21 protein-coding genes and 3 tRNA genes (1 of these 24 only partly in view) are annotated in these 24087 nt (G+C 55.8%); 23 read left to right on the top strand and 1 reads right to left on the bottom strand.

All coding sequences use genetic code 11. The features are described 5' to 3' along the window. The first annotated feature begins 80 nt into the window (after positions 1-80). Complete coding sequence (gene murB / locus ACTG2W_RS11675; RefSeq protein ID WP_106844266.1) at positions 81-1118, top strand: UDP-N-acetylmuramate dehydrogenase; 1038 nt, start codon at positions 81-83, stop codon at positions 1116-1118. Beyond that, a complete protein-coding gene (gene birA / locus ACTG2W_RS11670) occupies positions 1115-2080 on the top strand; it encodes a bifunctional biotin--[acetyl-CoA-carboxylase] ligase/biotin operon repressor BirA (RefSeq protein WP_021231448.1) in 966 nt (321 codons plus the stop codon). The genes murB and birA overlap by 4 nt, the downstream gene beginning before the upstream one ends. A gap of 80 nt (positions 2081-2160) precedes the next feature. Here birA and coaA read toward each other — a convergent pair whose 3' ends face one another. Continuing rightward, the gene (gene coaA, locus ACTG2W_RS11665; RefSeq protein WP_005339877.1) at positions 2161-3099 is read right to left on the bottom strand and encodes a type I pantothenate kinase; all 939 of its coding nucleotides are present in this window, start codon (positions 3097-3099) and stop codon (positions 2161-2163) included. A gap of 263 nt (positions 3100-3362) precedes the next feature. Here coaA and ACTG2W_RS11660 point away from each other — a divergent pair. The 21 genes from ACTG2W_RS11660 to tuf (ACTG2W_RS11560) all read left to right on the top strand — a co-directional run. Continuing rightward, positions 3363-3447, top strand: a tRNA-Tyr gene (locus ACTG2W_RS11660). 38 nt (positions 3448-3485) lie between these two features. Then, positions 3486-3560: transfer RNA gene (locus ACTG2W_RS11655), tRNA-Gly, on the top strand. A gap of 168 nt (positions 3561-3728) precedes the next feature. Further along, a complete protein-coding gene (tuf, locus tag ACTG2W_RS11650) occupies positions 3729-4913 on the top strand; it encodes an elongation factor Tu (RefSeq protein ID WP_005339879.1) in 1185 nt (394 codons plus the stop codon). Between the two features lie 53 nt (positions 4914-4966). Then, positions 4967-5043: transfer RNA gene (locus ACTG2W_RS11645), tRNA-Trp, on the top strand. Between the two features lie 60 nt (positions 5044-5103). Continuing rightward, positions 5104-5475, top strand: coding sequence for a preprotein translocase subunit SecE (gene secE / locus ACTG2W_RS11640; RefSeq protein ID WP_005306322.1), 372 nt, complete (start codon positions 5104-5106; stop codon positions 5473-5475). Between the two features lie 9 nt (positions 5476-5484). Continuing rightward, entirely contained in the window at positions 5485-6036 is a 552-nt protein-coding gene (gene nusG / locus ACTG2W_RS11635) for a transcription termination/antitermination protein NusG (RefSeq protein WP_005306318.1), read from the top strand. A 134-nt stretch (positions 6037-6170) separates the two neighbouring features. Continuing rightward, positions 6171-6599: a 50S ribosomal protein L11 gene (gene rplK, locus ACTG2W_RS11630; protein WP_005339887.1), complete on the top strand. Its 429-nt coding sequence runs from the start codon at positions 6171-6173 to the stop codon at positions 6597-6599. A gap of 4 nt (positions 6600-6603) precedes the next feature. Further along, on the top strand, positions 6604-7305 hold the full coding sequence (rplA, locus tag ACTG2W_RS11625) for a 50S ribosomal protein L1 (protein WP_005339888.1): 702 nt from the start codon (positions 6604-6606) through the stop codon (positions 7303-7305). A 256-nt stretch (positions 7306-7561) separates the two neighbouring features. Then, the gene (gene rplJ, locus ACTG2W_RS11620; RefSeq protein WP_005339895.1) at positions 7562-8062 is read left to right on the top strand and encodes a 50S ribosomal protein L10; all 501 of its coding nucleotides are present in this window, start codon (positions 7562-7564) and stop codon (positions 8060-8062) included. Positions 8063-8113: 51 nt separating this feature from the next. Then, positions 8114-8479, top strand: coding sequence for a 50S ribosomal protein L7/L12 (gene rplL / locus ACTG2W_RS11615; RefSeq protein ID WP_005306304.1), 366 nt, complete (start codon positions 8114-8116; stop codon positions 8477-8479). Between the two features lie 224 nt (positions 8480-8703). Beyond that, positions 8704-12732, top strand: coding sequence for a DNA-directed RNA polymerase subunit beta (rpoB, locus tag ACTG2W_RS11610; RefSeq protein WP_005339897.1), 4029 nt, complete (start codon positions 8704-8706; stop codon positions 12730-12732). Positions 12733-12823: 91 nt separating this feature from the next. After that, a complete protein-coding gene (gene rpoC / locus ACTG2W_RS11605; protein WP_005339899.1) occupies positions 12824-17128 on the top strand; it encodes a DNA-directed RNA polymerase subunit beta' in 4305 nt (1434 codons plus the stop codon). 194 nt (positions 17129-17322) lie between these two features. Next, entirely contained in the window at positions 17323-18039 is a 717-nt protein-coding gene (locus ACTG2W_RS11600; RefSeq protein ID WP_005339902.1) for a helix-turn-helix transcriptional regulator, read from the top strand. Between the two features lie 24 nt (positions 18040-18063). Then, positions 18064-18444, top strand: a complete 381-nt coding sequence (locus ACTG2W_RS11595) for a RidA family protein (RefSeq protein WP_005339904.1) — start codon at positions 18064-18066, stop codon at positions 18442-18444. 84 nt (positions 18445-18528) lie between these two features. Continuing rightward, positions 18529-18921, top strand: coding sequence for a sulfurtransferase complex subunit TusD (gene tusD / locus ACTG2W_RS11590; RefSeq protein ID WP_106844609.1), 393 nt, complete (start codon positions 18529-18531; stop codon positions 18919-18921). An 8-nt stretch (positions 18922-18929) separates the two neighbouring features. Next, positions 18930-19289, top strand: a complete 360-nt coding sequence (tusC, locus tag ACTG2W_RS11585) for a sulfurtransferase complex subunit TusC (protein WP_005341830.1) — start codon at positions 18930-18932, stop codon at positions 19287-19289. Between the two features lie 7 nt (positions 19290-19296). Beyond that, a complete protein-coding gene (gene tusB, locus ACTG2W_RS11580; RefSeq protein WP_005339909.1) occupies positions 19297-19575 on the top strand; it encodes a sulfurtransferase complex subunit TusB in 279 nt (92 codons plus the stop codon). Between the two features lie 182 nt (positions 19576-19757). Next, a complete protein-coding gene (gene rpsL / locus ACTG2W_RS11575) occupies positions 19758-20132 on the top strand; it encodes a 30S ribosomal protein S12 (protein ID WP_005306278.1) in 375 nt (124 codons plus the stop codon). 93 nt (positions 20133-20225) lie between these two features. Then, complete coding sequence (gene rpsG, locus ACTG2W_RS11570) at positions 20226-20696, top strand: 30S ribosomal protein S7 (RefSeq protein ID WP_005339911.1); 471 nt, start codon at positions 20226-20228, stop codon at positions 20694-20696. 75 nt (positions 20697-20771) lie between these two features. Continuing rightward, positions 20772-22877 carry an elongation factor G gene (fusA, locus tag ACTG2W_RS11565; RefSeq protein ID WP_021229318.1) on the top strand — a complete coding sequence of 702 codons (2106 nt, stop codon included), beginning with the start codon at positions 20772-20774 and terminating at the stop codon, positions 22875-22877. A 54-nt stretch (positions 22878-22931) separates the two neighbouring features. Beyond that, a protein-coding gene (tuf, locus tag ACTG2W_RS11560) for an elongation factor Tu (protein WP_005339879.1) crosses the window boundary here: on the top strand, positions 22932-24087 show its 5' portion. The gene runs 29 nt beyond the window's last position; the window shows 1156 of its 1185 coding nt (coding positions 1-1156); it begins with the start codon at positions 22932-22934; its stop codon lies off the right edge, out of view.

The following is a 24087-nucleotide window of genomic DNA, read 5'->3' as shown; positions in this document are numbered from 1 at the left end:
TCCCCCGAAAAGGGCTCGGGTTTTTCGTCATGGGGTAACTTGAGGTAGACTGCGCCCTTGCACCAAGCCGGGATAGACCGATGAAACTGAATGCCAACGCCTCCTTGTTGAAGCTCAACACCCTTGCCCTCGATGCGTATTGCCTCTGGCTGGCCGAGGTGGAGCAGGTTGCCGATCTGGCGACCCTGCGTGCCGATCCGCAGCTCAACCAGCTGCCGCGCCTCAATCTGGGCGGCGGCAGCAACATGCTCTTCACCACGGATTTTCTCGGTCTGGTGGTGCTCAACCGGCTCAAGGGGATTACCGCCGAAGATGGTGGCGATCACTGGTTGCTCCATGTGGCGGCCGGTGAAGATTGGCATCAGCTGGTGCGCCATACCTTGCAACAGGGCTGGTGCGGGCTGGAGAATCTGGCGCTCATTCCCGGCACGGTCGGTGCGGCGCCGGTACAGAACATCGGTGCGTATGGCGTTGAGCTGGCCGACTTCTGCGCCTATGTCGAGGCGTTCAACTGGCAGAGTGGCGAAATTGAACGGATCGCGGCGGCAGAGTGCCGCTTCGGTTATCGCGACAGCATCTTCAAACACGAGTATCAGGATTCCCACCTGATCACCGCCGTCGGACTCAAACTGCCCAAGGGGTGGCAACCGGTGCTGGGCTATGGCCCGCTGGCGGCGCTCGGTGACGCGCCTTCGGCGCAGACCATCTTCGATACCGTCTGTGCCACCCGCATGGCCAAACTGCCGGATCCTGCGGTGCTCGGCAATGCGGGCAGCTTCTTCAAGAATCCGGTGGTGCCTGCCGCGCTGGCGGAGAATCTCAAGGCGCGCTACCCGCAGATGCCCTGCTATCCGGCCGGAGAAGGGCAGGCCAAGCTGGCGGCAGGCTGGCTCATCGATCAGTGCGGGCTGAAAGGTTTCGCCATCGGCCGCGCCGCCGTTCATCAGGAGCAGGCGCTGGTGCTGGTCAATCTGGGGGGCGCCAGTGCCATGGAGCTGATCGCGCTGGCGGCTCATGTCCGCGATAGCGTGGAGCAGACGTTTGGCGTGCTGCTGGAGCATGAGGTGCGCTTTATGGGTGCGCACGGTGAAACCTGGCTCGACGAGGTGCTCTCATGACGTTGACTCCCATCAGGCAGACTCTGATCACCCTGCTTAGCGACGGCCAGTTTCACTCCGGCGAACAGCTGGGTGAGCAGCTCGGCATCAGCCGGGCGGCGGTGAGCAAACACATGGCGGCGCTCAAGGAGCTGGGGCTGGATCTCTTTAGCCTGACCGGCAAGGGCTACCGGCTGGCGGTGCCGATGGCGCTCTATGATCAGGCCACCTTGCAGGCACTGGCCCCGATGGCGCCGGTGCACTGTTTTCCGGTCATCGGCTCGACCAACCAACACCTGCTGGATCGGGTCAATGAGCTGCGCTCTGGCGAGAGCTGTCTGGCCGAGTGTCAGACCGCCGGGCGCGGTCGTCGTGGCAAACCCTGGATTTCGCCGTTTGGTTGCCAGCTGATCCTCAGCATGTACTGGCGACTCGAACAAGGCATGGCGGCGGCCATGGGGCTGAGTCTGGCGGTGGGCGTGGCAGTGGTTGAAGCGCTGGAGTCCCTTGGTTATCAGGGGGTCGAGCTCAAGTGGCCGAATGACCTCTACTATCAGGGCCGCAAGCTGGCGGGCATTCTGGTAGAGATGAGCGGTAGCGCCGGTGCCAGCTGTCATCTGGTGATCGGCATCGGTCTCAATCTGGCGATGCCTGCCCGCGAAGGTGAGAAGATCGATCAGGCCTGGGCCGAGCTGCGCCACATCAATCCCGAGCTGGTCGATCGCAATCAGTTGGCGGCCCGGATGATCGTCCATTTGCAGCGGGCGCTGCACACCTTTGAGCAGCAGGGGTTGGCAAGCTTTGTCGATGAGTGGAACCGGCTCGATCACTTTGCCGGTCGTCCGGTGCGCCTGCTGATGGGGGATCAGGAGATCCGTGGCATCGCTCGTGGCATCGACGATCGCGGCGCCCTGCGACTGGAGACAGGCGAAGGGATCAAATTCTATCTGGGGGGCGAGCTCTCCCTGCGCCGGGGCGACTGAGGGTCAGCAAGGCCGCTCATTATGCCAAATAGAAGAGGGGGCCTGCGGGCCCCCTCTTCGTTATCCGGCAACCGCCGTCATCATTTGCGCAGCTTGATCTGCTCGATGGCGTGCTCATGGCCCTTGGTCATGATCAGGTTGGCTCGCTCACGTGTTGGCAGGATATTTTCTTGTAAATTCAGATAGTTGATATCTTGCCAGATGTTGCTGGCGATCTGGGTCGCCTCACTCTCCGCCAGCTTGGCGTAGTTATGGAAGTAGGAGTCGGGATCCGAGAAGGCACCGCTGCGGAATTTGAGGAAGCGCTCGATATACCAGGTGCGCAGCAGTTCGGCATCGGCATCCACATAGATGGAGAAGTCGACGAAGTCCGACACGAAGACCCGATGGGGCTCCTGAGGGTAATCCATGCCGCTTTGCAGCACATTGAGCCCTTCCAGGATCAGGATGTCAGGCTGCTCCACCACCTTCTTCTCATCGGGAATGATGTCGTAGATAAGGTGGGAGTAAACCGGCGCTTCGACCTTCTCGTGACCAGCGCGGATGTTGGCGACAAACTCCACCAGATGGCGGATGTCGTAGGATTCCGGGAACCCCTTGCGGCGCATCAGGCCGCGCTCTTCCAGTACCTTGTTGGGATAGAGGAAGCCGTCGGTGGTGACCAGTTCTACCCGCGGGTGTTCCGGCCAGCGCTCCAGCAGGGCCTGCAGAATACGGGCCGTGGTGCTTTTACCCCCCGCCACGCTGCCGGCAATGCTGATGATATAGGTGCCCTTGCCGCGAGACTGGCCGAGAAACTGCTCCAGCACCCGGCTGCGACGCTGTTTGGCTTTGACATAGAGATTGAGCAGGCGGGAGAGAGGCAGATATATCTCTTCCACTTCCCGCAATGACACCTTCTCGTTGATCCCGCGCAGGGTCTGCAGATCGTGTTCGGTCAGGGTCAGGGGGACCGAATCGCGCAATAACGCCCATTGTTCGCGGGTGAATTGCAGATAGGGGTTATGCTCTGTCGTCATGGTGTCATCACTGTTTCTTGGGCACGGCGACCATACACCAAGGGTGGGGGAGCGACAAGGGACGCAGCAGGATTGGCTTGTTTGCCCCCGCTTTTTTGCAAACTTCCCAGCAATAAAGCATATTTTGCCGGGTTCAATGGTTGCATCCCCCAAAACCTTACAATAAAATGCGCGACGCTTGACTGTCTGTCGTCTATTTGCCGTGCAAAAGCGATAAACACAACGGGTGCAAGCAGAATTACCGTTGTGACAATCTGGCATCTGGAGGGGTTCCCGAGCGGCCAAAGGGATCAGACTGTAAATCTGACGGCTCTGCCTTCGAAGGTTCGAATCCTTCTCCCTCCACCATATTTCTCTGCGGTTTGAGTTCTTTGGGTTAGAGAAATGCGGGCATCGTATAATGGCTATTACCTCAGCCTTCCAAGCTGATGATGCGGGTTCGATTCCCGCTGCCCGCTCCAAGATGCTGATATGGCTCAGGCGTTAGCAGAGCCGCACCCTAGGGTGAGTTCGGCAAGCGAACCAGCCATCAGTACCTCTCTCTTTCCCACCAGATTCAAATCCATCATATAAACTGTTCTGTGGTTAGCTTGCCACCGCGTACTCAGCGTTAGTTTAGAGGGACGATCATGTCTAAAGAAAAATTTGAGCGTAATAAACCGCACGTTAACGTGGGTACCATCGGCCACGTTGACCACGGTAAAACCACCCTGACTGCAGCTATCACCAACGTGCTGGCCAAGCACTTCGGTGGTAAAGCTTTCGCCTTCGACCAGATCGACAAGGCACCGGAAGAGCGTGAGCGTGGTATCACCATCAACACCTCCCACGTAGAATACGACACCGCTACCCGTCACTACGCCCACGTAGATTGCCCGGGTCACGCCGACTACGTTAAAAACATGATCACCGGTGCTGCCCAGATGGACGGCGCGATCCTGGTAGTAGCAGCGACTGACGGCCCGATGCCGCAGACTCGTGAGCACATCCTGCTGGGTCGTCAGGTTGGTATCCCGTACATGATCGTGTTCATGAACAAGTGTGACATGGTTGATGACGAAGAGCTGCTCGAACTGGTTGAGATGGAAGTTCGTGAACTGCTGACCGAGTACGACTTCCCGGGTGATGACCTGCCGGTAGTTCGTGGTTCCGCGCTGAAAGCGCTGGAAGGCGACGCTCAGTGGGAAGAGAAGATCATCGAGCTGGCTGGCCACCTGGATACCTACATCCCGGAGCCGGAGCGCGCGATTGACCAGCCGTTCCTGATGCCTATCGAAGACGTATTCTCTATCGCTGGCCGTGGTACCGTAGTAACCGGTCGTGTAGAGCGCGGTATCGTTAAAGTAGGTGAGACCGTAGAAATCGTTGGTATCAAAGATACCGTTTCTACCACCTGTACCGGTGTTGAAATGTTCCGCAAACTGCTGGACGAAGGTCGTGCTGGCGAGAACATCGGCGCGCTGCTGCGTGGTGTTAAGCGTGAAGACGTAGAGCGTGGTCAGGTACTGGCCAAGCCGGGTTCTATCAAGCCGCACACCAAGTTCGAATCTGAAGTGTACGTACTGTCCAAAGAAGAAGGTGGTCGTCATACCCCGTTCTTTAAAGGCTACCGTCCGCAGTTCTACTTCCGTACTACCGACGTGACCGGTACCATCGAACTGCCGGAAGGCGTAGAGATGGTAATGCCGGGCGACAACATCAAGATGGTTGTTACCCTGATTGCTCCGATCGCAATGGACGACGGCCTGCGTTTCGCTATCCGTGAAGGTGGCCGTACCGTAGGTGCCGGTGTTGTAGCCAGCGTAATCGCTTAATCTTTGGCTTACATAAATAAAGCAAAGCCCCTATAATAGGGGCTTTCTTGTGTAGGGGCGTAGTTCGAATTGGTAGAACAGCGGTCTCCAAAACCGATGGTTGCGGGTTCGAGTCCTGCCGCCCCTGCCATATACCTCGTCTCGTACGGGGCTTTTGTGTCTTTGGTTACGTCAGATACAGGTGGGTTGTATGAGTGTTAGTTCTGAGAGCCAGGGCGGAAGCAAGGATACCCTGCTTTGGGGCCTGGTTTTCATTATCCTGGCGGCCGCTGTAGTGGGTAATTACCTGCTCAACGATGTTGTCGCTGCCGTCCGCGCCCTGGGTGTGGTCGTTGTCATTGCTGCTGCTGGTGCAGTAGCCCTGCAAACCACCAAGGGAAAGGCAACACTGGCATTCGCCCGTGAGTCTCGCCTGGAAGTCCGCAAGGTCGTATGGCCGACCCGTCAGGAAGCCATTCAGACAACCCTGATTGTGCTGGCGGTGACCGCCGTGATGGGGCTGCTGCTGTTCGTTCTGGACGGTGCCTTGGTCTGGTTGGTCAACCTGATTACCGGTGTGTAAGGATAAGCCATGACTGAACAACGTGAACAACGTATGAGATGGTATGTCGTGCAGGCTTTTTCCGGCTATGAAGGCCGTGTAGCCAAGTCCCTGCGTGAACATATCAAGATGCATGGCATGGAAGACATGTTCGGTGAAGTACTGGTCCCGACCGAAGAAGTGGTCGAGATGCGTGCTGGCCAGAAGCGCAAGAGTGAGCGCAAGTTTTTCCCGGGTTATGTCCTGGTCCAGATGATCATGGATGAAACCACATGGCACCTGGTGCGTAACGTACCGCGTGTAATGGGTTTCATCGGCGGTACTTCCGACCGTCCGGCACCGATCTCCGACAAAGAGGCCGATGCTATCCTGAACCGTCTGCAGGATGCCCACGACAAGCCGCGTCCGAAAACCCTGTTTGAACCGGGTGAAATGGTGCGGGTTGCTGATGGTCCGTTTGCCGACTTCAACGGTACCGTTGAAGAGGTCGATTATGAGAAGAGCCGCGTGAAGGTCTCTGTACTGATCTTCGGTCGTTCTACTCCTGTTGAACTGGATTTTGGTCAGGTCGAAAAAGGCTGATTGAATTCTGTACGTTTAACGGTTGTCAGGGGCAGCGAATATCTCTATAATTCTCTGCCCCTTTATTAGTTGGGGAGCCGTTTGCAGGAGCAAGTCTCCGAGGCGCTAGAACCCATTTTTGAGGTATTTTCCTAATGGCTAAGAAAGTCACAGCTTATATCAAGCTGCAGGTTGCTGCTGGTGCAGCCAACCCGTCTCCTCCCGTTGGTCCTGCACTGGGTCAACACGGTGTTAACATCATGGAATTCTGTAAGGCGTTCAACGCTCGTACAGAGAAGCTGGAAAAAGGTTCACCGACTCCGGTCGTGATCACCGTTTACAGCGACCGTTCCTTCACCTTCGAAACCAAGACTCCGCCTGCTTCCTTCCTGCTGAAGAAAGCTGCTGGCATCAAGTCTGGTTCTTCCAAGCCGAACAAAGACAAGGTTGGTAAGGTGACCGTTGCCCAGCTGCAAGAAATCGCCAAGACCAAAGAGCCGGATATGACTGGTGCCGATCTGGATGCAAAAGTACGTTGCATCGCAGGCTCCGCTCGTTCCATGGGTCTGGTAGTGGAGGATTAAGACAATGGCTAAACTTTCCAAGCGTATGCGCGTTATTCGCGAAAAAGTTGACGGTACCAAAGAGTACTCCATCAACGAAGCCATTGCCCTGCTGAAAGAACTGGCTACCGCCAAGTTCGTTGAAAGCGTTGACGTTGCTGTCAACCTGGGTATCGACGCTCGTAAATCTGACCAGAACGTACGTGGTGCTACTGTACTGCCGCACGGTACCGGTCGTGATGTACGCGTTGCCGTATTTACCCAAGGTGCCAACGCCGAAGCAGCTAAAGCTGCCGGTGCTGACCTGGTAGGTATGGATGACCTGGCCGATCTGGTTAAGAAAGGCGAGATGAACTTCGACGTAGTTATCGCATCCCCGGATGCCATGCGCGTTGTTGGTCAACTGGGTCAAATCCTGGGCCCGCGCGGCCTGATGCCGAACCCGAAAGTTGGTACTGTAACTCCTAACGTTGCCGAAGCTGTCAAGAACGCCAAGGCTGGTCAGGTTCGTTACCGTAACGACAAGAATGGTATCATCCATACCACTCTGGGTAAGGTTTCTTTCAACGAAGTTCAGCTGAAAGAAAACTTGGAAGCTCTGCTGGTTGCCCTGAAAAAAGGCAAGCCCTCTTCCGCCAAAGGTCAATTCATCAAGAAAGTCAGCATCTCCACCACCATGGGTGCCGGTGTTGCTGTAGACCAAGCTTCTCTGGAAGCTCAGGCCTAATTGATGGGTTTTACAAGGCGCAAAATTTAATCTATAATTTTGCGCCTTGATTGGTTGGGGGTTTCGACCTCCGTCCAAGACCGCAGGAGGCTGCAAAGCCTTAATGTTTCCTGCGTAGACGGTGCCGGAAACCCAGCGAGAAAGATTCTTTCTCTTCTGGAATCCTGCTACCGCATCGTTCCCCTCTGTTGTAAAAGTAGGGGGGATGTGTCAGTACTGGGTCAATAGACCCGGATTCAATCCAGGAGTTAAGCCAATGGCATTGGGACTCGAAGACAAAAAGGCAATTGTTGCTGAAGTCAACGAAGCTGCCAAAGGCGCTCTTTCTGCAGTTGTTGCCGATTCTCGCGGTGTAACTGTAGACAAGATGACCGTCCTGCGTAAAACCGCTCGTGAAGCCGGTGTGTACATGCGCGTTGTGCGTAACACCCTGCTGCGTCGCGCGGTAGAAGGTACCGAATACGAGTGCCTGAACGACGCATTTACCGGTCCTACCTTGATTGCTTTCTCTAACGAACACCCGGGCGCTGCTGCTCGTCTGTTCAAAGAGTTTGCCAAAGCGAACCAAAAGTTCGAAATCAAGGCTGGCGCTTTTAACGGTGAGTTTATCGCCGCAGCACAAATTGATCGTCTGGCCACGCTGCCGACTTACGAAGAAGCAATTGCGAAGTTGATGGCGACTATGAAAGAAGCCTCTGCTGGCAAGCTGGTTCGTACTATCGCTGCTGTTCGCGACCAGAAACAAGCTGCTGCTTGATTCTCACCTATTTAGGCTGTTTGAGTTTATTCAACATCAGGAATTTTTGTCATGTCTATCACTAAAGACCAAATCATCGAAGCCGTTGCTTCCATGTCCGTAATGGAAGTTGTTGAGCTGATCGAAGCTATGGAAGAGAAGTTCGGTGTTTCTGCCGCTGCTGCCGTAATGGCTGGCCCGGCTGCTGCTGAAGCAGTAGAAGAGAAGACCGAGTTCGACGTAGTTCTGACTGCTGCTGGCGCCAACAAAGTTGCCGTTATCAAAGCCGTTCGTGGCGCTACCGGTCTGGGCCTGAAAGAAGCCAAAGATCTGGTAGAAGCTGCTCCGGCTAACCTGAAGGAAGGCGTGTCCAAGGACGAAGCTGAAGCTCTGAAGAAAGAGCTGGAAGCTGCCGGTGCTTCTGTTGAGATCAAATAATCTGCATTTATGTAGATTAGCCTGATAAAACAGGCTAGGGCTGGTGAATTTTTGTTCACCAGCCTTTTTGCGCTGTAGACTGAGAGCATTTCACACCGTTTACGACTCTCGGTGCACCAGCAATCCGGACTGTCTTCTTTCGTCCGGGCCAACACAAAACGGTGTTGAGACAGAGCTGTCCCGCGGGACAGAGTGGGTCACTTATCAGCGAGCTGAGGAACCCTATGGTTTACTCTTATACCGAAAAAAAACGCATTCGTAAGGACTTCGGTAAGCGAGACCAAGTACTGGACACGCCTTATCTGTTGTCCATTCAGCTGGACTCCTTCAAGCAGTTCATCGAGGCTGACCCGGAAGGTGAATATGGCCTAGAGGCCGCTTTCCGTAGCGTTTTCCCGATCACCAGTTACTCCGGTAGTGCTGAGCTTCAGTATGTCAGCTATCGCCTGGGTGAGCCGGTATTTGACGTAAAAGAATGCCAGATCCGTGGAGTGACCTACTCCGCGCCGCTGCGTGTCAAGCTTCGTATGGTTCTGTACGACCGTGAAGCAGCTGCCGGCACCGTCAAAGACATCAAGGAACAAGAAGTATACATGGGCGAAATTCCGCTCATGACCGAGAACGGCACCTTTGTTATCAATGGTACCGAGCGGGTTATCGTCTCCCAGCTGCATCGCAGCCCGGGCGTCTTCTTCGACCACGATAAAGGCAAAACTCATTCATCCGGTAAGGTACTGTATAACGCTCGCGTTATCCCCTACCGTGGCTCCTGGCTGGACTTCGAGTTCGATGCGAAAGACAACCTGTTTGTCCGTATCGACCGTCGTCGCAAACTGCCAGCATCCATTATTCTGCGCGCCCTGGACTTCACTTCCGAACAAATCCTGGCCACCTTCTTCGAGACCATCGGTTTTGAAGTAAAAGATGGCAAGTTGATGATGGATCTGGTGCCGGAGCGTCTGCGTGGTGAAACTGCGACCTTTGACATCGTGGCCAATGGCGCCGTGGTGGTTGAGACCGGTCGTCGTGTGACTGCGCGTCACATCCGTCAGTTGGAAAAAGACGCCGTTACCCAAATTGAGGTACCGGTTGAGTATGTTGTTGGCAAAGTTGCTGCCAAGGACTACGCACATCCGCAAACTGGCGAGATGGTCGTGACCGCCAACCAGGCGCTGAGCCTGGAAGCGATCGCCAACCTGTCCCAAGCCGGCTTCAAGCATTTCGAGGTTCTGTTCACCAACGAACTGGATCACGGTGCTTACATGTCCGAGACCCTGCGTGTCGACTCCAGCTCCAACCGTTTGGAAGCGCTGGTCGAGATCTATCGCATGATGCGTCCGGGCGAGCCGCCTACTCGCGAAGCTGCAGAACAGCTGTTCGAAAACCTGTTCTTCTCCGCCGAGCGTTACGACCTGTCTACCGTAGGTCGGATGAAGTTCAACCGCCGTCTGGGTCGTGAAGACGAGACTGGCGCTGGTGTACTGACCAAAGACGACATCGTCGATGTGATGAAGCGCCTGATCGACATCCGCAACGGTAACGACGAAGTGGACGATATCGACCACTTGGGTAACCGTCGTATCCGTTCTGTCGGTGAAATGGCTGAAAACCAGTTCCGCGTCGGTCTGGTGCGTGTCGAGCGTGCGGTCAAGGAGCGTCTCTCCCTGGGCGACCTGGACACCCTCATGCCGCAGGATCTGATCAACGCCAAGCCGATCTCCGCCGCAGTCAAAGAGTTTTTTGGTTCCAGCCAGCTGTCCCAGTTTATGGACCAGAACAACCCGCTCTCCGAAGTGACCCACAAGCGTCGTATTTCCGCGCTGGGCCCGGGCGGTTTGACTCGTGAGCGTGCCGGCTTTGAAGTCCGAGACGTACACCCGACTCACTACGGTCGTCTGTGCCCTATCGAGACTCCTGAAGGTCCGAACATCGGTCTGATCAACTCTCTGTCCGTGTACTCTCGTACCAACGAGTACGGTTTCCTCGAGACCCCGTACCGTAAGGTCATTGACGGTGTGATCACCGACGAAGTGGACTACCTGTCTGCTATTGAAGAAGGCAAGTACGTGATCGCACAGGCTAACGCCGCGACCACCGAAGATGGCCGTCTGAAAGATGAATTGATCCCGTGCCGTCACAAAGGTGAATCCACCTTTATGAACGCCGACCAGATCCAGTATATGGACGTGAGCCCGCAGCAGATCGTATCTGTGGCAGCCGCTCTGATCCCGTTCCTGGAACACGATGACGCGAACCGCGCATTGATGGGTTCAAACATGCAACGTCAGGCTGTACCGACTCTGCGTGCTGACAAGCCGCTGGTAGGTACCGGTATGGAACGCGCTGTGGCCGTTGACTCCGGTGTAACCGTAGTGGCCAAGCGTGGCGGCGTAATCGACTATGTCGATGCCTCCCGTATCGTCCTGAAGGTCAATGAAGATGAGCTGATGCCAGGCGAAGCCGGTATCGACATCTACAACCTGACCAAATACACCCGTTCCAACCAGAACACCTGTATCAACCAGCGTCCTTGCGTGATGTTGGGTGAGCCGGTCATGGCTGGCGACGTACTGGCTGACGGCCCGTCCACCGACCTGGGTGAACTGGCGCTGGGTCAGAACATGCGCGTAGCGTTCATGCCGTGGAACGGTTACAACTTCGAAGACTCGATCCTGGTGAACGAGCGTGTTGTTCAGGAAGATCGCCTGACCACCATCCATATCCAGGAACTGGCCTGTATCTCCCGTGACACCAAGCTGGGTCCGGAAGAGATCACTGCTGACATCCCGAACGTGGGTGAAGCCGCTCTGTCCAAGCTGGACGAGTCCGGTATCGTCTACGTGGGTGCTGAAGTGAAGGGCGGCGATATTCTGGTCGGTAAGGTAACCCCGAAAGGTGAAACCCAGCTGACGCCGGAAGAGAAGCTGCTGCGCGCCATCTTCGGTGAGAAGGCGTCCGACGTGAAGGACTCCTCCCTGCGTGTACCGAACGGTGTGTACGGTACCGTGGTTGACGTGCAAGTCTTTACCCGCGATGGCGTGGAAAAAGACAAGCGCGCCAAAGAAATCGAAGAGATGCAGCTGAAGGAAGCGAAGAAGGACTTGACCGAAGAGTTCAAGATCCTGGAAGACGGCATTTTCGGCCGCTCCCGCAACCTGCTGCTGGCCGCCGGTTACAGCGAAGATCGTCTGAACAAGCTCGATCGCTCCAAGTGGTTTGAACTGGCCATCGAAGACGAAGGCAAGCAGACCGAACTGGAACAGATCGCTGAACAGCACGTTGAGCTGAAAGCCGAGTTCGACAAGAAATTCGAGAACAAGCGTCGCAAGATTATCCAGGGTGATGATCTGGCGCCGGGCGTACTGAAAATCGTCAAGGTTTATCTGGCAGTCAAGCGTCGCATCCAGCCGGGTGACAAGATGGCGGGCCGTCACGGTAACAAGGGTGTTATCTCCAAGATCTGTCCGGTCGAGGATATGCCTCATGACGAGTTCGGCCGTCCGGTCGACATCGTACTGAACCCGTTGGGCGTACCATCCCGTATGAACATCGGTCAGATCCTCGAAGTGCACCTGGGCCTTGCGGCCAAGGGTATCGGCGAGAAGATCGATCGCATGGTCAAAGAGCAGCGCGAGCTGCACGAGATGCGCAACTTCCTGCAACAGGTCTATGACCTGGGCGAGAAGGACACCCAGCAAGTGAACATCGCCGAACTGTCTGATGACGACGTACGTACCCTGGTGGGTAACCTGCGTAAGGGTCTGCCGGTTGCTACTCCGGTCTTTGATGGTGCCAAAGAGCGCGAAATCAAAGCCCTGCTGAAGCTGGCCGATCTGCCGGAATCCGGTCAGATTGATCTGTTCGATGGCCGTACCGGTAACCGCTTCGAGCGTAAAGTAACCGTTGGTTACATGTACATGCTCAAGCTGAACCACTTGGTCGACGACAAGATGCACGCGCGTTCTACCGGTTCTTACAGCCTGGTTACCCAGCAGCCGCTGGGTGGTAAGGCTCAGTTCGGTGGTCAGCGTTTCGGTGAGATGGAAGTGTGGGCCCTGGAGGCTTACGGTGCGGCATATACCCTGCAGGAAATGCTGACCGTCAAGTCTGACGATGTGAATGGCCGTACCAAGATGTATAAGAACATCGTGGATGGCGACCACCGTATGGAGCCGGGCATGCCCGAATCCTTCAACGTATTGCTGAAGGAAATCCGCTCTCTGGGTATCAACATCGAGCTGGACGAAGAGTAAGAGCTCGCTCTTATTGTTCGAGAATTGACGTGGGCGCCCCGCTGTTTTGGCAGCCGGGGCGCCGAGGTTAGACTCCTGACAGGGGAAACACGTGAAAGACTTACTCAAGTTTTTGAAGGCTCAGACCAAGACCGAAGAGTTTGACAGTATCAAGATCGGTCTGGCCTCTCCTGACATGATCCGCTCCTGGTCATTCGGTGAGGTCAAAAAGCCTGAGACCATCAACTACCGGACTTTCAAGCCGGAGCGTGATGGTCTGTTCTGCGCCCGCATCTTCGGACCGGTGAAGGACTACGAGTGTCTGTGCGGCAAGTACAAGCGCCTGAAACACCGTGGTGTGATCTGTGAGAAGTGCGGCGTTGAAGTGACCCAGACCAAGGTCCGTCGTGAGCGTATGGGCCACATCGAGCTGGCCAGCCCGACTGCCCACATCTGGTTCCTGAAGTCCCTGCCGTCCCGTATCGGTCTGCTGCTGGACATGACCCTGCGCGACATCGAGCGCGTGCTCTACTTCGAATCTTTCGTCGTAATCGAGCCGGGTATGACCAACCTCGAACGCAGCCAGATGCTCTCTGAAGAGCAGTACCTGGATGCGCTGGAAGAGTGGGGCGACGAATTTGACGCCAAGATGGGTGCCGAAGCAATCCTGGCATTGCTGCGCGCTATCGACCTGGAAGGTGAAGTCAAAACCATGCGTGAGGAGCTGGATCAAACCAACTCCGAGACCAAGCGCAAGAAGACCACCAAGCGTCTGAAGCTGATGGAAGCTTTCCTGCAGTCCGGCAACAAGCCGGAGTGGATGATCATGACAGTGCTGCCTGTGCTGCCGCCGGACCTGCGTCCGCTGGTACCGCTGGACGGCGGCCGTTTCGCGACTTCCGATCTGAACGATCTGTACCGTCGCGTGATCAACCGTAACAACCGCTTGAAGCGTCTGCTGGATCTGGCTGCTCCGGACATCATCGTGCGCAACGAAAAGCGTATGCTGCAAGAGTCCGTCGATGCGCTGCTGGATAACGGCCGTCGCGGTCGTGCCATCACCGGTTCCAACAAGCGCCCGCTGAAATCCCTGGCCGACATGATCAAGGGTAAACAGGGTCGTTTCCGTCAGAACCTGCTCGGTAAGCGTGTCGACTACTCCGGTCGTTCCGTTATCACCGTAGGCCCGACTCTGCGTCTGCATCAGTGCGGTCTGCCGAAGAAGATGGCGCTGGAACTGTTCAAGCCGTTCATCTATGGCAAGCTGGAAACCCGCGGTCTGGCGACCACTATCAAGGCCGCCAAGAAGATGGTGGAGCGCGAGGAAGCTGTCGTTTGGGATATCCTGGACGAAGTGATCCGCGAACACCCGGTTCTGCTGAACCGTGCACCGACTCTGCACCGTCTGGGTATCCAGGCATTCGAACCGACTCTGGTAGAAGGCAAGGCAATCCAGCTGCACCCGCTGGTTTGTGCTGCGTATAACGCGGACTTCGATGGTGACCAGATGGCGGTCCACGTACCGCTGACCCTGGAAGCCCAGCTGGAAGCGCGTGCGCTGATGATGTCTACCAACAACATCCTGTCGCCTGCCTCCGGTGAGCCGATCATCGTTCCTTCTCAGGACGTGGTCTTGGGTCTGTACTACATGACCCGTGCCCGTATCAACGCCAAAGGCGAAGGTATGGTGCTGGCCGGCCCGAAAGAAGCCGAGAAAGTATATCGCGCCGGTCTGGCCGATCTGCATGCTCGTGTGAAAGTACGCATTACCGAATACCTGCGTCAGGAAGACGGTTCTCTGCGTGAACACACCGAGATGAAGAACACCACCGTTGGTCGTGCGATCCTGAGCCTGATCCTGCCGAAAGGTATGGAATACGCCCTGATCGACGAGCCGAAGGTGCTGACTGCTGCAGAACAGGCTGATCTGGATGCCAATCCGCAGAACTGGATCAAGTGCGTATCCAACAAGGCGCTGGGCAAAAAGCTCATCTCCCGTCTGCTGAACACCTGCTATCGCAAGCAGGGCCTGAAGGACACCGTTATCTTCGCTGACCAGCTGATGTATACCGGTTTCCACTACGCGGCCCTGTCCGGTGCTTCCGTTGGTATCGATGACATGGTCATCCCGGATGCCAAGAAAGACATCATCGCAGCAGCCGAAGCCGAAGTTGCCGAGATCCAGGACCAGTTCCTGTCAGGTTTGGTAACTGCGGGCGAGCGTTACAACAAGGTTATCGATATCTGGGCCAGCGCCAACGAGCGCGTCTCCAAGGCCATGATGGAGAACTTGTCCAAAGAGCGTAACGTCAACTCGCTGGGTGAAGAAGAAGAGCAGGCCTCGTTCAACAGCATCTTTATGATGGCCGACTCTGGTGCGCGTGGTTCCGCCGCCCAGATCCGTCAGCTGGCCGGTATGCGTGGCCTGATGGCCAAGCCGGATGGCTCCATCATCGAGACCCCGATCATCGCGAACTTCCGCGAAGGTCTGAACGTACTGCAGTACTTTATCTCTACCCACGGTGCTCGTAAGGGTCTGGCGGATACCGCACTGAAGACTGCGAACTCCGGTTACCTGACTCGTCGTCTGGTAGACGTGGCGCAAGATATGGTGATCACCGAGGACGATTGCGGCACTACCGACGGTCTGTGGATGACTCCGCTGATCGAGGGTGGCGACGTGGTCGAGCCGCTGCGTGAGCGCGTGCTGGGTCGTGTGGTGGCAGAAGATGTCATCAAGCCGGGTACCGAGGACGAGATCCTGGTTGCTCGCAACACCCTGCTCGACGAGCAGCTGTGTGACCTGCTGGAACGCAACTCCGTTGACCGTGTGAAGGTACGTTCTGCCATCACCTGTGAAACTGACTTCGGTAACTGTGCTCACTGCTACGGCCGTGATCTGGCCCGTGGTCACCTGGTTAACAAGGGTGAGGCTGTCGGTGTTATCGCCGCCCAGTCCATCGGTGAACCGGGTACCCAGCTGACGATGCGTACTTTCCACATCGGTGGTGCTGCATCTCGTGCCGCTGCTGAAAGCAGCATCCAGGTCAAGAACACCGGTACCATCAAGCTGCAGAACGCCAAGTTCGTTCACAACAGCGATGACAAACTGGTTATCACCTCACGTTCTACCGAATTGACCATCATGGACGACATGGGCCGTACCAAGGAAAGCCACAAGCTGCCTTACGGTTCCGTGCTGGAAGTGAAGGACGGCCAGGCCGTGAGCGCTGGCGAGACCGTTGCCAACTGGGATCCGCACACCCACCCGATCATCACCGAAGTGGCAGGTCGCCTGCAGTTCGAACACATGATCGATGGTGTGACCATCACTCGTCAGACCGACGAGCTGACCGGTCTCTCTTCTATCGTTGTTCTGGACGTCAACGAGCGTCCGAGCGCCGGTAAAGAGATGCGTCCGACCGTTAAACTGGTCGACCTGAACGGCAAAGACGTGATGATCCCGGGTACCGATGTAGCCGCCCAGTACTTCCTGCCGGGCAAGGCGATCGTGAACCTGGAAGATGGTGCCAACGTGGGCGTGGGTGACGCGGTAGCGCGTATCCCGCAAGAGTCCGGCGGTACCAAGGACATCACCGGTGGTCTGCCGCGCGTTGCGGATCTGTTCGAAGCACGTCAACCGAAGGAACCGGCAATTCTGGCCGAGATCTCCGGTACCATCTCCTTCGGGAAAGAGACCAAGGGCAAACGCCGTCTGGTCATCACCCCGACCGATGGTGGCAACGTCTACGAAGAGATGATTCCGAAGTGGCGTAACCTGAACGTGTTCGAAGGTGAAAAAGTTGAGAAGGGTGAAGTGCTGGCGGACGGTCCTGAGTCTGCTCACGACATCCTGCGTCTGCGCGGTATCAGCCCGGTCGCCAACTACATCGCCAACGAAGTGCAGGACGTTTACCGTCTGCAAGGCGTTAAGATCAACGACAAGCACATCGAAGTCATCGTTCGTCAGATGCTGCGCAAGTGCGAGATCCTGAGCGCTGGCGATACCGATCTGATCGAAGGCGAACAGGTTGAAGTGGCTCGTGTGAAGATTGCCAACCGTAAGCTGGTTGCCGAGGGCAAGACCCCTGCTACCTACCGTCATGTACTGATGGGTATTACCAAGGCATCTCTGAGCACCGAGTCCTTCATCTCCGCGGCTTCCTTCCAGGAAACCACTCGCGTTCTGACCGAAGCCGCCGTAGGTGGCAAGCGTGATGAACTGCGTGGTCTGAAAGAGAACGTCATCGTGGGTCGTCTGATCCCGGCTGGTACCGGCTTTGCCTACCACCATAGCCGGATCAACCAGCGTGCTGCCGCAGCTCGTGCTGTTGGTACCCCGCAGGTGACCGCTGATGAAGCGGAGCAGAACCTGGCGGATCTGCTGAACGCAGCCGGTAGCTTCGACGAAGAGTAACTCGTCATCCGTGATTGAAAAGGGCTCCTTCAAGGAGCCCTTTTTGTTGGCCAATTCCTCGGCAAAGGTAGACGCAGCGCGGGTTTCAGGATGATCCAGAGCAAAGTTGTAGAGTAAAAAATCAAAAAAAGTTGACTTTACTCCCCTGCAATTTAAAACTCGGGAAAGTTGAATGGTTATTACAGGGGTAGAACATGACTGTCGGTATCGAGGAAGCCATGCTTCCCGAAGAACAGCTGATCAGCCGCACTTTTACAGATGAAGACAGGGAATTGTTGCGCTCATACGATGGGCTCATCGATGGTTTGGCCGAGCTGTTCGGCAAGCATTGTGAAGTGGTACTCCACTCCCTGGAAAATCTGCACGAGTCGGTGATCAAGATCGCCAACGGCTTCAATACCGGACGCACCCTCGGGGCGCCCATCACCGATCTCGCCCTGCGCATGCTCAAGGATATCGAGAGCACCGGCCAGGATTACACCCAGAGCTATTTCGCTCGCAGCCGTACCGGCGCGCTGATGAAGTCGAGCACCATCGCCATTCGCAACAGCGAGCGGCAAGTAGTGGGGCTTATCTGCATCAACCTGCACATCAATGCGCCTTTCCACGAGTTCGTGGCCGAATTTTTCCCGACGCCCCAGCAGGCGGCGCGTCAGTCACCAGAGACCTTCGCCAATAGCGTGGAAGAGTTGGTTGCCCAGACGGTGGATAACACCATCGACGAGATCAACCGCGATCCCACCGTGGCCAACAATGCCAAGAATCGCTTCATCGTGACCCAGCTGTTCGAGAAGGGCATTTTCGACATCAAGGATTCGATCAATCTGGTGGCGGACAAACTCAATATTTCAAAACATACCGTTTATCTTTACATCCGACAGCGCAAGCAGGGTGAAGACGAGAACGAGTAACTCATTCCAGAAGGGGATAGATGAATGGCTAAAGAAGTGATTGCAACCGACAAGGCGCCTGCCGCGATTGGTCCGTATGTTCAGGCTACCAAGGTTGGCGAGATGATCTTCACCTCCGGGCAGATCCCGCTCGATCCTGCCACCATGGAAATCGTGGCTGGCGGCATTGAAGAGCAGGCCGAACGGGTGATGAAGAACCTGGTTGCCGTGTTGCACGCTGCCGGTGCCGATGCCAGCAAAGTGGTCAAAACCACCTGCTTCCTGAGCGACATGAACAACTTCGTTGCCTTCAACCAGGTCTATGCCCGCTACTTTGGCGATGCGGCGCCAGCCCGCTCCTGCGTGGAGGTGGCTCGTCTGCCGAAAGATGTGCTGGTCGAGGTCGAGGCGATTGCCCATCTCTGATCAACAGATTGAATCAAGCCCCTCCTGGCAGGGGCTTTTTTGTTTTTGGCGTAAAATGGACCGGGTCAGCACAGGAGCCCTGCTATGAGTCTGAGTTTTGCCATCCTGGTCACGGGGCCTGCCTATGGCACCCAATCGGCCAGCACCGCCTATCGTTTTGCCCGCACCCTGTTGGCACAGGGGCATACCTTGTCCCACCTGTTCTTCTATCAGGACGGGGTCTGCAACGGCAACGGTTTGCATCTGCCTGCATCCGATGAGACTGACTTGGTGCGTCTGTGGCGAGAGCTGGCGGAAGAGCAGGGGATCGGTATCGACGTCTGTGTCGCCGCCGCCATGCGGCGCGGTGTGCTCGATGAACAGGAAGCCAAGGGGGCAGGGCAGGCGCACTTCAATCTGCAAGCGCCATTTTGCCTGAGCGGTCTGGGCCAGTTGGCCGAGGCGGCGCTCACCGCCGATCGGCTGGTTCAGTTCTAGGGGGAGTCATGAGCAAGAAAATCGCCTTTATCTGCAGTCGTGGTCCCCATGGCCATGCCGCCGGCCGGGAAGGACTGGATGCCTTGCTGGCCACCTCGGCCATGACCGATGAGCTGGCCCTCTTCCTGATTGGGGACGGTGTGTTGCAACTGCTCAAGGAACAGCAGCCTGCCGCCATTTTGCAGCGCCACTACGCGCCCACCTTCAAGATGCTGGAACTCTACGACATCGAAGAGGTCTATGTTTGTGCTGACTCGCTGGCAGAGCGTGGCGTGACAGTGGATGATCTGCTGATCCCCGTCGAGAGTCTGCCGCGCCAGGAACTGGCTCGGCGCTGGGCACAATGTTCGACTCACATCAGCTTTTGAGGTCTCCATGTTGCATCTGATATTGAACTCCCCCTTTCAGAGTCAGGCTCTGGCAGAGGCGCTCTCATACCTTCAGCCCGAGGATGAGCTGGTACTGATGCAGGATGCCGTAATTGCGGCATCGGCTCCCCAGTGGAGCGCGCGGCTGGCGGGTATCCCGCTTTATGTGATGCAGGAAGATCTGCAAGCTCGCGGTTTGCAGCATCGGGTGGGCAATGTGCTCGATATGGCGGGGCTGGTGGCACTGATTGCGCAAAAAGGTTCCCCGCGCACCTGGGGTGGCTGAGAAGCACATTTCCAAGAAAATTCAAGGTGATGTCGTGAAATCAAACGGATCCGAATTGCCCTTTTGTGACGCAAATTGTATAAATCTTGACTCCCCAGACAACAGGGCATAAAATTTCGCGTCCCCGTGTCTGCGGGGAGGATTTTCCACACGTTTATGAAGTCATTATCAGGAGCCTTTTGATGGCAACTATTAACCAGTTGGTTCGCAAGCCACGCATCAAGCTCGTTGTGAAAAGCAACGTGCCGGCGCTGGAAGCGTGCCCTCAGAAGCGTGGCGTATGCACTCGTGTATATACCACCACCCCGAAGAAGCCTAACTCTGCACTGCGTAAAGTGTGCCGTGTACGTCTGACCAACGGCTTCGAAGTCACCTCCTACATCGGTGGTGAAGGTCACAACCTGCAAGAGCACTCTGTTGTTCTGATCCGTGGCGGTCGTGTAAAAGACTTGCCAGGTGTTCGTTATCACACCGTTCGTGGTGCGTTGGACTGTGCCGGTGTTAAAGACCGTAAGCAGGCTCGCTCCAAGTATGGCGTGAAGCGTCCTAAAGCTTAATGGTTCTCCGTTAAGTAAGGCCAAACGTTAATTCGTTTCTAGTTAGATAGCTTTCTAGTTTTGGGTAATCCCTGAAGTTACGGAGAATTTGAAATGCCAAGACGTCGTGTTGTTGGTCAGCGTAAAATCCTGCCAGATCCCAAGTTCGGATCAGAGCTGCTGGCTAAATTTGTCAACGTAGTAATGGTTGACGGTAAGAAATCTGTTGCAGAAGCCATTGTTTATGGCGCCCTGGACATCATTGCCACCAAATCTGGCAAAGAGCACCTGGCCGTATTCGAAGAAGCTCTGGATAACATTCGTCCGGCGGTCGAGGTTAAATCTCGTCGCGTCGGTGGTGCAACCTATCAGGTGCCGGTAGAAGTTCGTCCGGTACGTCGCAATGCCCTGGCAATGCGCTGGTTGGTTGATGCCGCTCGTAAACGTGGTGAAAAATCAATGGCTCAGCGTCTGGCTGGCGAGCTGCTGGATGCCGCTGACAATAAGGGTTCGTCTGTCAAGAAACGTGAAGACGTTCACCGTATGGCTGAAGCGAACAAAGCCTTCGCTCACTTCCGCTGGTAATCCGCTTGCGCAGGGTCTTTTGACTCTGCGCACCTTTAATTATCTAGGGACAAGCGCCTTAGTAAGAGGATGACAATGGCTCGTACAACCCCCATTGAGCGTTATCGTAACATCGGTATCTCCGCTCACATTGACGCCGGTAAGACTACTACTACCGAGCGTGTACTGTTTTACACCGGTGTAAGTCACAAGATCGGTGAAGTTCACGATGGCGCTGCCACCATGGACTGGATGGAACAGGAACAAGAGCGTGGTATCACCATCACCTCCGCCGCGACCACCGCTTTCTGGTCCGGTATGGGTAAACAGTTCCAACCGCACCGTATCAACATCATCGATACCCCGGGCCACGTTGACTTTACTATCGAAGTAGAGCGTTCAATGCGTGTTCTGGACGGTGCCGTGATGGTGTACTGTGCCGTAGGTGGCGTACAGCCACAGTCTGAAACCGTATGGCGTCAGGCTAACAAGTACAAGGTTCCCCGTATCGCGTTCGTCAACAAGATGGACCGTACTGGCGCCAACTTCCTGCGCTGCGTTGAGCACATCAAGACCCGTCTGAAAGGTACTCCGGTTCCCCTTCAGCTGAACATCGGCTCTGAAGAGAACTTCAAGGGCGTTGTTGACCTGGTCAAGATGAAAGCCATCAACTGGAATGAAGCTGATCAGGGCGTATCCTTCGATTACGAAGACGTCCCGGCCGAGTTGCTGGAACAGGCGCAAGAAATGCGCATGAATCTGGTTGAAGCCGCTGCTGAAGCGTCTGAAGACCTGATGGAAAAATACCTGGGCGGCGAAGAGCTGACCGAGGAAGAGATCAAGGGTGCTCTGCGTCAGCGCGTGCTGAACAACGAAATCATCCTGGTAACCTGTGGCTCCGCGTTCAAGAACAAGGGCGTACAGGCCATGCTGGATGCCGTGATCGAGTACCTGCCGGCTCCGACCGACGTTGCTGCTATCGACGGCCTGAAAATGGACGGCGAGACCAAAGACGAGCGTCACGCTTCTGATGACGAGCCGTTCTCTGCTCTGGCGTTCAAGATCGCTACCGACCCGTTCGTTGGTAACCTGACCTTCTTCCGTGTCTACTCTGGCGTGATCAACTCCGGTGACACCGTGCTGAACTCCGTCAAGGACAAGCGCGAGCGTTTTGGCCGTATCGTTCAGATGCATGCCAACAAGCGTGAAGAGATCAAAGAAGTACGCGCTGGTGACATCGCTGCTGCCATCGGTCTGAAAGACGTGACCACTGGTGACACCCTGTGTGACCCGAACGCACCGATCATCCTCGAGCGTATGGAATTCCCGGAGCCGGTAATTTCTATCGCGGTTGAGCCGAAAACCAAGGCTGACCAGGAGAAGATGGGTCTGGCTCTGGGCCGTCTGGCTCAGGAAGATCCGTCCTTCCGCGTATGGACTGACGAAGAGTCAGGTCAAACCATCATCGCTGGTATGGGTGAGCTGCACCTGGACATCATCGTTGACCGTATGCGTCGCGAGTTCAAGGTTGAAGCCAACGTAGGTAAGCCGCAGGTTGCCTACCGTGAAACCATCCGTACCACCGTTAAAGACATCGAAGGCAAGCATGCCAAGCAGTCTGGTGGTCGCGGTCAGTACGGTCATGTTGTTATCGACATGTACCCGCTGGAAGAAGGCAAAGCCTACGAATTCGTCAACGACATCAAAGGTGGTGTCATTCCTGGTGAATTCATCCCGGGTGTTGATAAAGGTATCCGTGAGCAGCTCAAATCTGGTCCGCTGGCTGGTTACCCGGTTATGGATCTGGGTGTGCGTCTGCACTTCGGTTCTTACCACGATGTTGACTCTTCCGAACTGGCGTTCAAAATCGCTGCTTCCATGGCCTTTAAGGCTGGCTTCATGAAAGCCAACCCGGTTCTGCTCGAACCGATCATGAAAGTAGAAGTTGAAACTCCGGAAGATTACATGGGCGACGTTATCGGTGACCTGAACCGTCGTCGTGGCCTGATCGAAGGTATGGAAGATGGCCCGTCCGGCAAGATCGTACGTGCTCTGGTGCCGCTGGCCGAAATGTTCGGTTATGCAACTGCACTGCGTTCCGCTACCCAGGGTCGTGCTTCCTACGCCATGGAATTCGCCAAGTATCACGATGCACCGACCAACGTTGCACAAGCCGTGATCGAAGAGCGCAAATCCAAGTAATTTAAGATTCCCCGCCTACGACGGTAGGCGGGTTTAACCTAGAAGGACTACGTCGTGTCTAAAGAAAAATTTGAGCGTAATAAACCGCACGTAAACGTCGGCACCATCGGCCACGTTGACCACGGTAAAACCACCCTGACTGCAGCTATCACCAACGTGCTGGCCAAGCACTTCGGTGGTAAAGCTTTCGCCTTCGACCAGATCGACAAGGCACCGGAAGAGCGTGAGCGTGGTATCACCATCAACACCTCCCACGTAGAATACGACACCGCTACCCGTCACTACGCCCACGTAGATTGCCCGGGTCACGCCGACTACGTTAAAAACATGATCACCGGTGCTGCCCAGATGGACGGCGCGATCCTGGTAGTAGCAGCGACTGACGGCCCGATGCCGCAGACTCGTGAGCACATCCTGCTGGGTCGTCAGGTTGGTATCCCGTACATGATCGTGTTCATGAACAAGTGTGACATGGTTGATGACGAAGAGCTGCTCGAACTGGTTGAAATGGAAGTTCGTGAACTGCTGACCGAGTACGACTTCCCGGGTGATGACCTGCCGGTAGTTCGTGGTTCCGCACTGAAAGCGTTGGAAGGCGACGCTCAGTGGGAAGAGAAGATCATCGAGCTGGCTGGCCACCTGGATACCTACATCCCGGAGCCGGAGCGCGCGATTGACCAGCCGTTCCTGATGCCTATCGAAGACGTATTCTCTATCGCTGGCCGTGGTACCGTAGTTACCGGTCGTGTAGAGCGCGGTATCGTTAAAGTAGGTGAGACCGTAGAAATCGTTGGTATCAAAGATACCGTTTCTACCACCTGTACCGGTGTTGAAATGTTCCGCAAGCTGCTGGACGAAGGTCGTGCAGGTGAGAACATCGGCGCGCTGCTGCGTGGTGTTAAGCGTGAAGACGTAGAGCGTGGTCAGGTACTGGCCAAGCCGGGTTCTATCAAGCCGCACACCAAGTTCGAATCTGAAGTGTACGTACTGTCCAAAGAAGAAGGTGGTCGTCATACCCCGTTCTTCAAAGGCTACCGTCCGCAGTTCTACTTCCGTACTACCGACGTGACCGGTACCATCGAACTGCCGGAAGGCGTAGAGATGGTAATGCCGGGCGACAACATCAAAATGGTTGTTACCCTGATTGCTCCGATCGCAATGGACGACGGCCTGCGTTTCGCTATCCGTGAAGGTGGCCGTACCGTAGGTG

The organism is Aeromonas sp. 96A (assembly GCF_051919165.1).
Classification (GTDB): domain Bacteria; phylum Pseudomonadota; class Gammaproteobacteria; order Enterobacterales; family Aeromonadaceae; genus Aeromonas; species Aeromonas veronii.
The sequence above is the reverse complement of the archived record's forward strand: the minus strand, read 5'-3'. Positions and strand labels throughout refer to the sequence as shown.